Source organism: Hymenobacter ruber (assembly GCF_054783255.1).
Genome location: NZ_BAAGQX010000003.1, coordinates 237,043 through 251,487 on the forward strand (window position 1 = coordinate 237,043; position 14,445 = coordinate 251,487).

A 14,445-nucleotide genomic window follows, 5' to 3' on the forward strand; every position below is an offset into this window, starting at 1 on the left:
GCCCGCGCTTCGCGTTGAAAGCCGGCGGACCAGCCCAATGCGCCGGCCGTAGCTTCGCGTACCATGAAAGAAATTACCCCCGAAACCGCTGAATCATCGGCCGCGCCCGCGCCAACGGCGCAGGTAGAAAAGCCGGTTCCGGCTGCCCCGCCCGCCCCTGCCACCGAGCTGCCGCTGGAAGCTGAGGCCGACAAAACACCCAAAGCCAAAGCTTCGGCCCTGGTGAAAGAGGCGCAGGCCTACATCACCGACCTGTTTGGCAAAGAGCTCCCGGCCAAGCTCACCTACCACACCCTGGGCCACACAGAGGCCGTGGTGAAGGAGTGCCGCGCCCTGGCCCCCGCCGCCCAGCTCAGCGACGAGGACACCGAAAACCTGCTGCTGGCCGCCTGGTTTCACGACGCTGGCTACATTGATGTATACGACGGCCACGAGTTCCGCAGCATGGAGCGCGCCGGGGCCTGGCTCAGCGAGCACGGCCTGCCCAAGGCCCGCATTGAGTTGATTCAGGAGCTGATAAAAACCACGCACCGCGACTCGCCGCCCGAAACCGAGCTGCAAAAGCTGCTCTCCGATGCCGACATGAGCAACCTGGCGCGCGACGACTACCGCTCCCGCGCCGAGCTGCTGCGCACCGAGTGGGAACTGGTGCTCAACAAAACCTATTCCACGCCGGAGTGGACCGAGCTGCAGCTCAACTTCATGCTGGCCCACAAGTACCTGTCCGAAGCCGGCAAGGCCCGGTACAAGAAGGCGCTGAAAAAGAACATTGAGGACCAGCGCGACCACCTTAAAAAGAAGGAGAAGAAGGACAAGAAAAAGACCAAGGAGAAGTCCGACACCTTCGCCGAGCCCAAGCGGGGCATCGAAACCATGTTCCGCACCATGTACTCGAACCATATGAAGCTGAGCGACATGGCCGACAAAAAAGCCAGCATGATGATTCAGCTCAACGCCGTGCTCATGTCGGTTATCATCACCTACCTGGGCGCCAAAATGGGCAAAGCCGGCGCCCTGGGCCCCATGATGAGCGGCAACCCGGTGCTGGGCATTCCCATCAGCATCCTGCTGGTCACGGCTTTGGGCTCGGTTATCACGGCCATCCTCTCGGCCCAGCCCGACGTGACCAGTTTCGCCTGGCTGAAAAAGAGCCCCGAAATCGCCACCAACCGCCGCGTCAACCTGCTGTTCTTCGGGCAGTTCACCAAGCTCAATCTCGATAACTTCCAGGGTGGCATGCGCGAGCTGATGCGCACCAAGGACATGCTCTACACCAACATGGTGACGGATATTTATTACCTCGGCGAGGTGCTCACGCGCAAGTACCGCCTGCTGCGCACCAGCTACACCATCTTCATGGTGGGGCTGATTCTCACGGCGCTCTCGTTCGGCATCGCGCTGCTGTATAAGATGTAGGGCTGAACCTCGTATTGGCGGACTTGCGTTATCTTTGTCAGGCACTGCTATTACCTGGGCCTGTAGCTTAACTGCATAAAGCAAGCCTCTCCTAAGGGCTAGAGTACAGGTTGGATTCCTGTCAGGCTCACATAGTTACACCCCGCGCCGCTTGCTTTAATTAGCTGAGTAGTGCGGGGTGTTCTGCTAGCAGGCCGTGGTCGTATTCCCAATGGCAGTTGGGGCACAGCAGCAAAATATTTTCCGGGCCCGACACAGCTTGCACAGTGACCGAATCGGGAAAGGATTTTATTGGCTGCTTGTGGCAATACTCCACGTGCTTAGCGTAGCCACATGCCTGACAAACGCGAGGGCGATGCTCATTGAGCAGCCGCGTGATGCTATTGAGGTAGCCCCGGTAATAGCTGGGGTGCTTAATGGCATCCTTTGCTTTGAGCTGCGCCACAGTTAACAGGCGATAATCGGCCTTACGCTTACCATGTACCGCGCAAAACTGACGGCTGCCTGGAATCAGGGTATCGCATTCCGCGCATTGGCGCGTCAGTTGCCGCTTGGGCGCTTGTTGGTTGGTATGAATGGCCGCGTGTGACCGGGAGCAGTATTTGGGGTTCGCAGTTTCAGCGCCGCAGTGTAGGCAGTTATTCATGGCTCAAATTACTGGATATTGCCTCCTCATTTGCCACCCAGCATGAAGAAGCTGAAGAAACTCCTGCCCCTGCTGCTCCTCGTTGTTTCAGTTAGCGCCGCTGCCCAAACGCAGGCCGACAGCGTATGGACGCGGTTCGAGAAACAGCAGAAGGACCATTACTTATTCGGCTACAAAGACGCGGCTGGGCGTATCCGTACTCCAGCCAAGTTCGGCAGTTTCAGCGATGCACAGAAGTTTCGGCACATCATGGCAGTCAATGAGGACGCAACTCAGAAACAATATTACCTGCTGAAAAACGGCCGCCCGGTGGGCCGCGACAGCGTGTATATGTTCGATTACACGTTCGACTGTGAGAGCGAAGGCAAAATCCGTTTTCGGGACCGTAAGAGGTACCGCATGGGCTTTTTCGACAGCGCGGGTCACGTTAGCATTCCCGCGATTTATAATACCGTAATGCCGTTCCATAATGGGCTGGCAGCCGCCCGCATCGGGGCGCATCTCAAATGTATAAGCGGGGAAAAAGACACTATTCAATGCGAGCACGCCATTTGGGTAGGCGGCCGGAATGTGCTCATCAATACGCGCAACGAAGTGCTGGCCGACAACCTGCCCGAAGACCAGTTGGCCAACCTCAACTGGTACTCGCTACGTATCAACGCCACGGCCGTTGACACCGCCACCACCCGCACTTTTCGCGCCGTGAACGGCGACCGATACACGTTCACAGACTATGAGAAAGAATTCACTCATTGGTTCTACGAAGTGTTTGTGCCGACCGTGCTCACCGGCCCGGCCGAAAAAGTAGCACCGCTGTGCTTTGCGGAATTGGCCGTGGCCGGGAAGCCATTCCGCGGCTGGCCGCATTTTGAGCCGGCGGCTTTCGTGAAGAAATTCTACCAGCCTGCGCTGCTCCCGAAGCTGGGCCGCTTGCAGTTCGGCACAAAAAACGTTGAAATTTCCGCTGAGGAATTCAACAACCTCATCTTTAACGGCCCTCGATTCCGGCCTTTCCTTACCGATTGTGGCGCGCCTTTTCAGGAAAAATACCCAGCTTTTAACGTTGTGGTCAATGAAGATGACGCCTCAGGCAAAAGGAATTACGAACACCAGCAGCATTTCGCATTCATCCGTACCACCGAGGGCTACCGGCTTTTCAGCGTAGCCCTTTAGCGCCAGCTAAGACATACTTCAGCCACAACTTGCGCCGTCGTGGCTCCCCTCTCCTGAGGAGAAGGGCCCGCCCTGTAGGGGTCTCGTGAGTGGCGCTATCTTGGCAGCATGAAGCACCTTCTGATGCCCCTGCTGCTCCTCGCTGCATCTGCCGCCTCCGCCCAAAAGCCCATTGCCCAGCCCGAAAACCTCGTGCAGTACGCGCACCCCCTGGTGGGCACCCAGAAGATGGGCCATACCTACCCCGGCGCCACCGTGCCCTTCGGCATGGTGCAGCTATCGCCCGATACCGACACCCTCAGCTACGAGCTGAACGGCAAGTACAACCCCGACATCTACAAGTACTGCGCGGGCTACAACTATGACGACAAAACCATCGTCGGCTTCAGCCACACGCACTTCAGCGGCACGGGGCACTCCGATTTGGGCGACTTCCTGCTCATGCCCACCACCGGCCCGCTCCAGCTCAACCCCGGCACCGCCGACCACCCCGAGCGCGGCTACCGCTCTGCCTTTTCGCACCAGAACGAGGTGGCCGAGCCGGCTTACTACCGGGTGAAGCTCGATGACCACAACATCCTCGCCGAGCTCACGGCCACCACCCGCGTGGGCTTCCACCAATACACGTTTCCGGGCACCGAGCCGGCGCACATCATCCTGGACATGATGGCCGGCATCTACAACTACCCCGACAAAAACGTGTGGAGCTATGTGCGCATCGAAAACGACTCGCTCGTGACCGGCTACCGCCAAACCACCGGCTGGGGCCGCACCCGCACCGAGTACTTCGCCATGCAGTTCTCGAAGCCCTTCAAGACCTACGGCGCCCGCAAATACGACCCCAAGGAAGCATACCGCGGCTTCTGGGGCCGCTTCGACCAAACCAAAAACTGGCCCGAGCAGGCCGGCCGCCAGCTGCGCCTCTACTTCGATTTCAGCACCGTGGCGGGCGAGAAAATCAAGGTAAAATTCGCCCTCTCGCCCGTGAGCGCGGCCGGCGCGCTGGCCAACATGCGCGCCGAGCTGCCCGGCTGGAACTTCGAGCAGACCCGCCGCGCCGGTCAGCAGCTCTGGCAGCAGGAACTGAGCAAAATCACCATCCAAACGCCCAACCGAGCCGATAAGGAGAACTTCTACACGGCCCTCTACCACGCCTGCCTCAGCCCCACCGTGTACCAGGACGCCGACGGCCAGTACCGCGGCCTCGACCAGCAAACCCACCGCGCCGAGGGCTTCGTGAACTACACCACCTTCTCGCTCTGGGACACCTTCCGGGCCCTGCACCCGCTCTTCAACCTCATCCAGCCCCGCCGCAACGCCGACATGGTGCAATCCATGCTGGCCCACTACGACCAGAGCGCCGAGCACATGCTGCCCGTCTGGAGCCACCACGCCAACGAAAACTGGTGCATGAGCGGCTACCACAGCACCTCCGTGGTGGTCGATGCCGTGCTCAACGGTGCCGTGCCGCCCGCTCAGGCCGAGCGCGCCCTGGCCGCCTGCGTGGCCACCGCCCGCCACCGCTGGTACGACGGCCTGGCCGACTACATCGACCGCGGCTACGTGCCCAACGAGCGCAGCGGCACCTCCGTCTCCACCACCCTCGAATACGCCTACGACGACTGGTGCATCGCCCAGCTCGCCCAAAAGCTCGGGCACGCGGATATCTACCAGGAATTCAGCAAGCGCGCCGCCAACTGGCAAAACGTGTTCGACCCGCGCGCCAACGCCATGCGCCCGCGCCTGGCCGACGGCAGCTTCCGCCCCAAGTTCGACGTGCTGAGCACCAACGGCCAGGGCTTCATCGAGGGCAACGCCTGGAACTACACCCTCGCTGTGCCCCACGACCCCGCCGGCCTCATTGCCCGCATGGGGGGCAACCGCCGCTTCGTGCCCCACCTCGATTCACTCTTCAGCATGCACCTGCCCGACTCGTTCTTCGCCGAAACCGAGGACATCACCCGCGAGGGCATCATCGGGGGCTACGTGCACGGCAACGAGCCCGCCCACCACGCCGCCTACCTCTACAACTACACCGACCAGCCCTGGAAAACCCAGGCCCAGGTCCGCAACATCCTCGCCCGCCAGTACCATCCCACCCCCGACGGCCTCGGTGGCAACGACGACTGCGGCCAGATGAGCGCCTGGTACCTCTTCTCGGCCCTCGGCTTCTACCCCGTCGCCCCCGGTTCGGGCCAGTACGCCCTTGGCAGTCCCCTCGTGCACGGCGCCATCCTGCACCTCGAAAACGGCCAATCCTTCACCATCCAGGTCAAAAACCAAAGCGCCAAAAACGTCTACGTGCAGCAAGTCACCCTCAACGGGCAAAAGCTGACGCAGCCGTTTCTGGCGCAGCAGGACGTGGCGAAGGGCGGTGTGTTGGTGTTTGTGATGGGGGCGCGGCCGGCGCGAAAGTAAAGTTGGGCAACCTTGAGAAGATATTATAGAACATGGGCAAGTACTTACAGGACGTACAATTTCGCGTCTACAAATCCACTCGCAATGAAACTTTCTCTAATGAACAGAAAGAAGCGTTCAAATCCTGTGGATTGATAAGCGACCTTTTCAATATATACTTGCCAAACAAGCTTGTTATTGGTAATAATATTTGGCGTCTTATTGTCAATATAACTACAGTTAGAGCATTAGACGGGATTGTCAAAGAAGAAGGGCTTTGCCAAGTCTATTATGCTTTCTGCGATTTCAACCATCTACTTACCCTTAATCAGCACCAGCAGAAAGAAGAATTGCTCGGCTTGTTTTCAAAGGGCATAAGAGGCTGTTGTGAGTCTCTAGGCTATTCAGATGACCAATTTCAGAAAGTTGAACAGAAAATAATATCTAATGGTATCGTTTTTAGCGACTATTTTAAAGAGAAGAAAACAAGCCCTGATAAAAAGCATACAGCAAGATTAAAAGGGTATTTATCAGAATCATTCGAAGCAAGAGCAACTTATGTTGTAGTGTCAGACCAAATTCTAAATACGACGAAAGAAATTTTGGTCGATAATATTGATTTCAGAGTAATCGATAAATTAAGCTGGGCTAACAACCAAACCATAAATATTTACCACATCAATACTATTGCCTCGTATAAGCGCAAAAAAGTAGCTGCTGATTATTATAGTATTGATATTTCGAAAGGTATAGTCACTTACCATCCCGTGACAAGAGAAGGTATTTTCGATTACGGGGTGAAATTATTAACTCAATTAGGGAGATACGGGGAAGGCATAACGCTTTTAGAACAAGCCAAAGAGTTAGGGCACGGAAAGGCCGATAACATACTGCAAAATCTAAAAATCAATCCGGAGCAAAGAGACAAGGCCATATTGCTCCAAATACCAAAGCAACGCTAGGTTGTTACACAAAAAAGCCGCCCGCTCCCCAACCGGAAGCGGGCGGCTTCATTTCCAATCCGGCCGAAACTTACGCCGCGACTGGTTTCTCCTTGCCGCTGCCGCCGCCGGAGTTGATAATCTTGCGGGCCTGCGTGTAGCCGTCGTAGAGCGGGCGGTCGAGCAGCTTGAAGGCTTTCATGTCCTCGTCGAGGGTGCGCCTTCGTCCAGCAGCTCCGCCAGCAGGTCTTCCAGGGCCGCGCTGGGGAGGGCGCTCATCGTTGGACCTGCGTGAGTTCTAGCAGCAATGGTCGCCGGGCAATCCCTTCAATCAGAGGCAATGGCCACTATCGCCGGTAATCTCCCTTATGTGAAGCCCGGCAATTATTCTCAGTAATACTCTGACTAATTGTTATAACGAAAAAGGCACGTAGTAGCCTCAAAACATTTAGCAATACCATTAATCATGTCATCAATCCAATAAGCTGAATTATGTAGTATGTTAGCCCGCCCAATTACCTAATCTTATCAACGCCCCCACCCAATGAGTCCATCCAATACCTCTATTCTCGACCGCAGCAACGTTACCATTTCCGGCGCTTCCGGCCCCGGCACCCGAGCCATCGTGTTCCTGCACGGCCTCGGCGGCGACCAACACGACTGGCGCCTCGTGGCCCCCGCCTTTGAGGACCAGTACCAGGTTATCCTGCTCGACCTGGTGGGGGCCGGTCAGTCCGACCTCAACGCCTACCAGCCCACCACCACCCACAGCACCCTTGAGGGCCATGCCACCGACCTGCTGGGCGTGCTCAGCGCCCTGGCCCTGCACGATGTGGTGTTTGTGGGCCATTCCGTGGCCAGCATGATTGGCGTAATTGCCGCCGTGCGCGAGCCCCAGCGCTTCGCCAAGATGGTGCTTATTGCGCCCTCGCCCCGCTTCATCAACGAGGCTGGCTACGCCGGCGGCTTCGAGCAGAAGGATATCAACGAGCTGCTGGCGGCCATGGAAGCCGACTACCACGGCTGGTCGCACGGCATCTCGCCCGTGATGATGGGCCAGCAGGATAACCCCGAGCTGGTGCTGGGCCTCACCAACAGCTTCGTGCGCACCAACCCCGAAATAGCCAAGCACTTCGCCCGCGTCACCTTCTTCTCCGACACCCGCGCCGAGCTCGGCTTCCTCACCATCCCCACGCTCATCATCCAGTCGGCCCACGACGTCATCGCGCCGCTGGCCGTGGGCCACTACATCAACGAGCAGCTGGCCGACAGCCGCATGGTCGTCATCGAAACCAACGGCCACCTCCCCCACCTCTCGGCCCCGCAGGAAACGCTCTCCGCCATGGACCACTTCCTGCACGAGGAAACCGTGCTGTAGGGAGGCGAGAGCGGGCTATTTTCCCGTTTGTCATGCTGAACGCAGTGAAGCACCTTATCACGACTGAGCATGTTGTCTCAACGTGATAAGGTGCTTCACTGCGTTCAGCATGACAGACTTTCCCTCCCACCCCAACCTCTACAGCCGAATGCTGAACGCCAGCGGCTCCACCGCCCAGGCCCCTACCGCCGAGCGGTACACCACCCGCACTCCCGCCTCGATGGGCGTGCGCAGCCGCAGCACGTTGAAAAGCACCAGCAAATCGGCTCCCACGTTGCGGTAGTTGAGTTGCGCGGCAGCGCCCCGAAAATCATTGCCCTGGGCAAAGTCGCCGAACACGGTGGCCCGCAGCCGCTGCACGTACAGCAGGCGGCCCAATTCCCAGTGCGTGTAGCCCAGCGGCAGGAAGTAATCGACGCTGCTCACCCCCAGCCGGTCGAAGCTGGTGTAGCCCTCGCCGCGGGGGAATGACACGGCGGGCGCAAACTGGTACTGCATTTGGTCCTGCCACTGGTAGCCGGCCCGCAGCCGAATGGCGTGGTGCTGCCCCAGCCCCGGCAGAAACACGCTGCCCTGCGCCGCCCACTGCCGCGCCTCCAGCCCCGTCCCAAAAGGCGTGGTGCGCCACGTGCCCAGAAAAGTATAGCCCAGCGTGGGCGCGATGCCCCGCGCCGGGGCCTTGCGCTGCTTCACGTAGCTGAGGGTGGTTTGCAGGGCGTTGAGGGGCGTATTGGGGCCGGTTTCGGAGAGCTTGCGGGCCGGCAGGTCGTAGCCATACACCTGCTCGTGCAGGAAGTAGGTGCCCAGCGACAGGGCTTCCAGAAACTTGGAATGCGTGAGGTTGAGCGGCAGCCGCAGCCCGGCCGTGAGGCGCGCATACTGCCACTGGTCGCGGTAGGCAGCACCCCGGTAGATGATGGCCGCATCGCGCCCGCCATAGGTCACGTCGGCATCCAGCACCGGAAAGCGGCCCTGGTAGCTCAGTGCCCCCGTCACGTTAAAGGTGCGCTCCACCTGGTCGTAGCCCAGCCCGGCGAAGACCTGCGTGGTGTTCAGCAAGTCCTGCGAGCGCAGGCCCACGCTCACGGTGTTGCCGCTCGGGCTCTGCACCACCCCGTAGCTAAACAGGTTGAAGGCGTGCGCCAGCGGCCGGTACCGCCGCACCCCATAGCGCGGGGCCGCCGAATCCGCCCGTACCGCCAGCAGGCGCGGCACCAGCTTGCCGGCCGGCTCCTGCGCCGCAATCGCCGTTGCGTAAGGCCCGGGAACATCCGCCGTAGCAGTGGGCACGGGCACCCAGGCCGTGGTATCGAGCGGCATTTCGACCACCCGCGCCCCGGTGGCCCGGTAGTCGTGGAAGGCCAGCGTGCGCCCATCCGGCGACACCGCCGCCTGGTACGCCCCAAACGGCCGGTTCGTAACGCGGTAGGTCTGGCCGGTGCGGGCGCTCACGGCGTAAATGTTATCGATGCCCGACTGGGCCGAGTTGTAGAGCACAAAATCGCGCCAGGGCTGCGGGTTGGCCAGGTTGAGGTTGGCCACGGGCAGCAGGGCTTTTGAAGTGCCGGCACTTGGGCCCTGCCCGGCAGGGTCGAGTACGGCGATTGTTTTGCCGGCCGCACTGAGCGTCACGGCCACCAGACGGCGGCCGTCGGGGTGCCAGCGGGGCTGCTGGTAGAAGTCGTTGGCGGGGTTGGGCAGGGCTTGGATTTCGGCCCCGGTCTGGGCATCCAGAATAACGAGCGTGTGGTGGTAGTCGGCCCCCTCCCGCACCGCCACCAGCCGCAACCCATCGGGCGAAAGCGCCGCCGCCGAGTAGCGCTGGCCCTTGCCGATGCGCGTGATTCGGCCGGTTTTCAGGTCCAGCACCTTCAGCTCGGAGGCAATGCGCTGGCCCCAGCGGGAATGCTGCTGGTACTCGGGCCACACGGCCCGCCCGCCATTTGCCGACAGCATTTCGGGGATGTTCAGCTGGCCCGGCGTGAAGACGGTTTGCTCGGCTCCGTGCCGGCTCAGCAGCACGAAGCGCGGGATGATGGCGAGGCCGGTTTTCAGGGCCAGCACCGTGCTGTCGTTCACGTACTGCGGGTATTGGTATTGGGTAAAAATCTTCCCAACGCCAGTCTGCTTCAGCTCCCGAACCGCCGTGGTGGCCGGCTGCTCCCGCTGCTGCACCCACCACAGCGAGTCGATTTCGGCCATGCTGCGCGTGTACACCTCTTCCACCCGCAGGCCGGTGGTGCGCCGGATGCCGTTGGAAAACGAGAACGGGTAAAACGGAAACCGGTAGTACTTGTCCAGCACTTTGGCCCACACGTCGGGGCCGTAGTGGGCTTTCAGGTACGACGTCATGAAGTAGCCCAGCACGTACCAGTCGGGCACGTTATCCACCAGCGAGCCGTTCACGGCCTTTTGGTAGCTGTAGTTGAAACCGCTGTGCAGGTTGGCCCGCAGGCCCACGTTGAAATTGGGGATGCGCCCGCGCCCGCTGCGCGTGAGGGCCGTTTCGGTGCCCACGGCGTCGCCCTCAAAAAACCACTGCGGCACGCCCACCGCCGCAATGCCCAGCGCCCCATCGCCAAACAGCGGCCCCAACACGCGACCCACGCCCTGCCGGGCCTTCTCAAACTGTCCTACGTGCCGGAACTCGTGCACCGCCAGCCCATCGAGCCAGTCCACGGTGCCCAGCCCGAAGCCCTGCTGCGGCGTGGTGAAAAACTCCGCGTGCCGCGGCAGAAACGTCACGAAGCCGTTGCTGACCGTGGTCTGGTTCTGCATCACCACCGCAATGGGGCGGGGGCTCACGCCCAGCGTGGCCACATCCGGCCCGTGCAGCTGCTCCAGCCGCGCCGCCGTGCGCTGCGCCGCCGAGTCAATCCCGCCCGCGTAGAGCACCCGGAAATGCGGCGTGCGCACCTGGCGCCAGCGCAGCTCGGGTGGGTTTTGGGGAAGAACGGGCAGGCTTTGGGCGCGGACCGGCGCGGCGAAAAACAGGCTCAGCAGCCCCGGCAGCAACAAACGACGCATAGAATGATGAAGATTCGGGAAATGGGGCCTAAAGAACGTCATGCCAGGCCGTCGCCACCGCATCGGCCTTGGCCAACCCATCAAAATCAGCAGTTTGACTACCTTGTGTTCCTCGGCCACCCAACCTGTTTGAACTTTTGGGCACGGGAATCGTTAGGCTAAAAAATAATCAATGTATCGACATAAAATGTAGCAACATTGATTATCTTTGTAATCTCAATTCACCTTTTCAACCCCAAACGCCATGTCTGATACCGCAACCGCCGCCACTGCCACCAAATGGACGCTCGACCCTACCCACTCGGAAATCCAGTTTAAAATCAAGCACCTGGTGATTTCCACCGTCACCGGCTCGTTCAAGTCGTTCCAGGGCTCGATGCAGAGTGCGAGCGACGACAACTTCGAAAACGCCCAGGTGGAGTTTTCGCTCAACGTTGACAGCATCGATACCAACCAGGAGATGCGCGACGGCCACCTCAAGGGCGAAGAATTCTTCGATGCGGCCAAATACCCGACCATCAAATTTGAGTCGACTTCTTTCGTGAAAGACGGCGACGGCTACAAAGTGACCGGCAACCTCACGATGAAAGACGTGACCAAGCCCGTGACCCTGCAAGCCGAATACGGCGGCTCGGCCGTCGATTTCTACGGCAACCACAAGGCTGGTTTTGAAGTGACCGGTAAAATCAACCGCAAAGACTTCGGCCTCACCTGGGGCGGCATCACCGAAGCCGGCGCCATCGTGCTGGGCGACGACGTGAAGCTGATTGCCAACGTGCAGTTTGCCAAGCAGGCTTAATTGCCCTTCGCAGCTTATTCAAGCGGCGGCTTCTTCGGAAGCCGCCGCTTTTTTTTGGGTGATGCAACGCCGCGCGGCAGCCGGCGGTCAGGGCTGCAATTCCGGTTCTTTCACTTTTCCAGCCCTGCTTATGCTTCGCTCCCTTTCCTCTCTCTGTCTGGCCGCGCTCACGGCCGGCTCGCTCCTCGGCTGCAAAAAAGACTGCGCCACGCCCCAACCCAGTTGCTACAGCGGCACCGTGGTAGCCACCACCTGCATGCTGGGCGTGTTGGTTGATGTTGACCCGGCTTATCCCATCGGGGCACGGGCAGTTTCAGTGTACGGCAACCGCTTTTTGGGCAACAACGTGGTGGCCGTGGCCAATTCGGCCAGCTTAGGCAACCTGGGCCAGGTAGGCAAACAGTTGCACTTCACCTACACCAAAGCCTCGACCGGCCCCGGCATGGCGTGCCTGGCGGCCGATGGCACGACTACCCCGGTGCCGTTCGTGACGCTCAGCAACCTTTCCACGGTATCCTGCGACTCGGTTCGCGCGAAATAGGTGCCGGTCCGAATTCCGAATTTTTGACCACAAAAAAGGCGGCCCGTTGGGGTCGCCTTTTTGTTTATCCTGCGTCTGAACATTACGCCGAGAGCAACTCCTTATCCGGCACGCTCTGGTCTTTGAGGGTGGCGGTGCCGCGCTCCTTGCGCATGATGCGCGAGTAGAGGCTGATTTCCTGGTCGAACAGGAATTTAAAGAAGAGCTTGGTGTAGCTGGTGTGCGCCAGCAGCGGCTCGTAGAATTCGGGGGCCACGGTTTTGAGCTTGGGCAGGTTGTTCCACGGAATGCTGGGCATGTCGTGGTGCTCGTTGTGGAAACCCACGTTGAGGTTGATGCCGTTGAGGCGGCCGTAGTAGGAGTAGGTTTCCTGCTCGGGGCTCAGGGTGAGGTAGTGCTCCTGAATCCAGCGGGCGCCCAGCGGGTGCAGGCCGACGGAGAACCAGAAGCTGAGGAACAGATACAGCAGCGCCGTCCAGCCAAAGAAGTAGACGATGGCCACGTCGAAGGCCACCTGGGCCACAATGTTGGCAACCACGTACTTATCAATAGTAGCTACCTCGCGGCAGCGCGCCGTGCGGATTACCTGGAACAGCGGGAAGAAAAACAGCCAGATGGCCTTGCCAATGCTGTAGTTGTGAATCAGTTTGGCCTCGTACCAGTCGGGCAGGTCAGCATCCAGCTCGTGCACGCCCTGAAACACGTGGTGCTTGATGTGGAAATTCTTGAAGCTGATGGCCGTGGGGAAAATCGACGGAAAATTGGCCAGAATGCCGGTGGCCACGTTCTGCCATATCTTCTTGAAGACCAGATTATGGGCTGCTTCGTGAATCACCACAAACAGCGTGTGCGAGAAAAACGCCCCCACCAGGTAGGCGGCGGGAATGGTCCAGTACCAGGCTTTGTCCCGCAGGAAATACGCAATGGCCACCTGGGCCACCACACAGCCCAGCCCGATGAGGAAAGTGGTGGGGTTGCGCGTCATCAACTGCTTCACCTCGGGGTGGGCCTTGATGATTTGGCGGGTGCGGATGCGGTGCGGCTCGGGGGCCGTGGCCACGGTGAAAGCGGTAGGTGCTGATGCCATAAGAAGCAGAAAGTGGGCGCCATGAATAGCAACGCGCCCGGCCTTTCAGACAAAAATACGGCAAATAGGTTCAGCTTGAAACGTCGCGGGCACTACGGCAGGCTGCGCAGCCAATCTTCGGCATCCTCCAGGCGGTCAAACATTTTAATCTCAAACTGGTCGCTGATGCGCTGGTGCAGGTCCTTCATCGAGAGTTGTCCGAACACGCCGGGGGCCAGCACCTGGGCAAAGTAGCGCAGGCCGGCCTGCATGATGCGCGGCGTCCAGACCTGGGCCACCCACTCGTTGGCATCCACGAAGCGCCCCACCAGCTCGCGGTGGTCGTTAAGCAGCTTGGCGCAAGGCTCGGCGTGGAGCATGTCGATGTACGCCAGGCCGCCGGTCTGGATGGTGGCCAGAGTTTGCACGCCCGACCACTCCGCATGAATCCAATTATTGACCCGGTCGCGGGTGGCCGTGAGGTACACGTGGCCATCGGGCCGGCGAAAAGTGAAGGTTTCAACAGGTTCCACGGGAGAGGCAGCGAAGGAGGACGATGGAAACCCCAAACCTACTGCAAAATCCCAGCAGTTACACCTGCGCCAGCCAGGCTTTGGCAGTGTCGATGTCGTCGAACGTTGCCACAACCGGCTGGCCGCCTGTAAACTGCAGGGTGAGGTCGGTGGAAAGGCGGCTGTAGAGGTTGGGCGAGTATATCCAGGCGAAGTATTGCAGGCCGGCGGCCGTCATGGCCGGAAACCAGTCTTTGCCGGCCCATTCGGCGGCTTCGCTCCACATACTGGTTACGCGGGTGTTGTCGTTCAGCACTTTGTGGCAGCGCTGCAGCTGCAATAGCCGCAGCATTTCCTGGCCGCCGAGTTGCACACTGGCCAGGTCCTGGTTGCCGTGCCAGTCGGCCAGGAGCCACTCATTTAGATGGTCGTAGGAAATGGTGATGTGAGGTGCTTCAAGTAAAGTTTGTAAGGACATAGCAACAGGTTGGACGGCAATTGCGCCTGCTACGTGAAGTACGTAGCAAAGGATACGAGCCGGGGGCACTT

At 59.7% G+C, this 14,445-nt stretch carries 12 protein-coding genes and 1 tRNA gene; 8 read left to right on the plus strand and 5 right to left on the minus strand.

What is annotated here, in order from left to right:
• Window positions 1-63: 63 nt before the first annotated feature.
• Both ACYVM5_RS08075 and ACYVM5_RS08080 read left to right on the plus strand, forming a co-directional pair.
• Window positions 64-1,416 (plus strand): Pycsar system effector family protein, encoded by a 1,353-nt coding sequence (locus ACYVM5_RS08075; protein WP_460617623.1) that lies wholly within the window; start codon window positions 64-66, stop codon window positions 1,414-1,416.
• Between the two features lie 56 nt (window positions 1,417-1,472).
• Window positions 1,473-1,546 (plus strand) — tRNA-Arg (locus ACYVM5_RS08080).
• A 30-nt stretch (window positions 1,547-1,576) separates the two neighbouring features.
• Here the strand turns inward: ACYVM5_RS08080 and ACYVM5_RS08085 are convergent.
• A complete protein-coding gene (locus tag ACYVM5_RS08085; protein WP_460617624.1) occupies window positions 1,577-2,062 on the minus strand; it encodes an HNH endonuclease in 486 nt (161 codons plus the stop codon).
• Window positions 2,063-2,104: 42 nt separating this feature from the next.
• On the opposite strand from ACYVM5_RS08085, the gene ACYVM5_RS08090 reads away from it, so the two are divergent.
• From ACYVM5_RS08090 to ACYVM5_RS08105, 4 genes are all read left to right on the plus strand, one after another.
• Window positions 2,105-3,235 carry a WG repeat-containing protein gene (locus ACYVM5_RS08090; RefSeq protein WP_460617625.1) on the plus strand — a complete coding sequence of 377 codons (1,131 nt, stop codon included), beginning with the start codon at window positions 2,105-2,107 and terminating at the stop codon, window positions 3,233-3,235.
• Between the two features lie 108 nt (window positions 3,236-3,343).
• Window positions 3,344-5,653, plus strand: a complete 2,310-nt coding sequence (locus ACYVM5_RS08095) for a GH92 family glycosyl hydrolase (RefSeq protein ID WP_460617626.1) — start codon at window positions 3,344-3,346, stop codon at window positions 5,651-5,653.
• Between the two features lie 158 nt (window positions 5,654-5,811).
• Window positions 5,812-6,594 carry a hypothetical protein gene (locus tag ACYVM5_RS08100; RefSeq protein WP_460617627.1) on the plus strand — a complete coding sequence of 261 codons (783 nt, stop codon included), beginning with the start codon at window positions 5,812-5,814 and terminating at the stop codon, window positions 6,592-6,594.
• 523 nt (window positions 6,595-7,117) lie between these two features.
• Window positions 7,118-7,951: an alpha/beta fold hydrolase gene (locus ACYVM5_RS08105; protein WP_460617628.1), complete on the plus strand. Its 834-nt coding sequence runs from the start codon at window positions 7,118-7,120 to the stop codon at window positions 7,949-7,951.
• Between the two features lie 138 nt (window positions 7,952-8,089).
• Here the strand turns inward: ACYVM5_RS08105 and ACYVM5_RS08110 are convergent, their stop codons facing one another.
• Complete coding sequence (locus tag ACYVM5_RS08110) at window positions 8,090-10,978, minus strand: TolB family protein (RefSeq protein WP_460617629.1); 2,889 nt, start codon at window positions 10,976-10,978, stop codon at window positions 8,090-8,092.
• Window positions 10,979-11,222: 244 nt separating this feature from the next.
• Here ACYVM5_RS08110 and ACYVM5_RS08115 point away from each other — a divergent pair, with 244 nt between their 5' ends.
• Window positions 11,223-11,777, plus strand: coding sequence for a YceI family protein (locus tag ACYVM5_RS08115; protein ID WP_460617630.1), 555 nt, complete (start codon window positions 11,223-11,225; stop codon window positions 11,775-11,777).
• 130 nt (window positions 11,778-11,907) lie between these two features.
• The gene (locus tag ACYVM5_RS08120) at window positions 11,908-12,318 is read left to right on the plus strand and encodes a hypothetical protein (RefSeq protein WP_460617631.1); all 411 of its coding nucleotides are present in this window, start codon (window positions 11,908-11,910) and stop codon (window positions 12,316-12,318) included.
• Between the two features lie 82 nt (window positions 12,319-12,400).
• Here ACYVM5_RS08120 and ACYVM5_RS08125 read toward each other — a convergent pair whose 3' ends face one another.
• The 3 genes from ACYVM5_RS08125 to ACYVM5_RS08135 form a co-directional block, all read right to left on the minus strand.
• Entirely contained in the window at window positions 12,401-13,405 is a 1,005-nt protein-coding gene (locus ACYVM5_RS08125) for a fatty acid desaturase family protein (protein WP_460617632.1), read from the minus strand.
• A 92-nt stretch (window positions 13,406-13,497) separates the two neighbouring features.
• A complete protein-coding gene (locus ACYVM5_RS08130; protein ID WP_460617633.1) occupies window positions 13,498-13,917 on the minus strand; it encodes a hypothetical protein in 420 nt (139 codons plus the stop codon).
• A gap of 58 nt (window positions 13,918-13,975) precedes the next feature.
• On the minus strand, window positions 13,976-14,374 hold the full coding sequence (locus ACYVM5_RS08135) for a hypothetical protein (protein ID WP_460617634.1): 399 nt from the start codon (window positions 14,372-14,374) through the stop codon (window positions 13,976-13,978).
• Window positions 14,375-14,445: the final 71 nt, after the last annotated feature.

Coding starts and splice junctions, on each gene's coding strand:
- ACYVM5_RS08135 (WP_460617634.1), bottom strand. CDS start 14,374: ATGTCCTTACAAACTTTACTTGAAGCACCTCACATCACCATTTCCTAC.
- ACYVM5_RS08105 (WP_460617628.1), top strand. CDS start 7,118: ATGAGTCCATCCAATACCTCTATTCTCGACCGCAGCAACGTTACCATT.
- ACYVM5_RS08120 (WP_460617631.1), top strand. CDS start 11,908: ATGCTTCGCTCCCTTTCCTCTCTCTGTCTGGCCGCGCTCACGGCCGGC.
- ACYVM5_RS08075 (WP_460617623.1), top strand. CDS start 64: ATGAAAGAAATTACCCCCGAAACCGCTGAATCATCGGCCGCGCCCGCG.
- ACYVM5_RS08090 (WP_460617625.1), top strand. CDS start 2,105: ATGAAGAAGCTGAAGAAACTCCTGCCCCTGCTGCTCCTCGTTGTTTCA.
- ACYVM5_RS08095 (WP_460617626.1), top strand. CDS start 3,344: ATGAAGCACCTTCTGATGCCCCTGCTGCTCCTCGCTGCATCTGCCGCC.
- ACYVM5_RS08085 (WP_460617624.1), bottom strand. CDS start 2,062: ATGAATAACTGCCTACACTGCGGCGCTGAAACTGCGAACCCCAAATAC.
- ACYVM5_RS08115 (WP_460617630.1), top strand. CDS start 11,223: ATGTCTGATACCGCAACCGCCGCCACTGCCACCAAATGGACGCTCGAC.
- ACYVM5_RS08110 (WP_460617629.1), bottom strand. CDS start 10,978: ATGCGTCGTTTGTTGCTGCCGGGGCTGCTGAGCCTGTTTTTCGCCGCG.
- ACYVM5_RS08125 (WP_460617632.1), bottom strand. CDS start 13,405: ATGGCATCAGCACCTACCGCTTTCACCGTGGCCACGGCCCCCGAGCCG.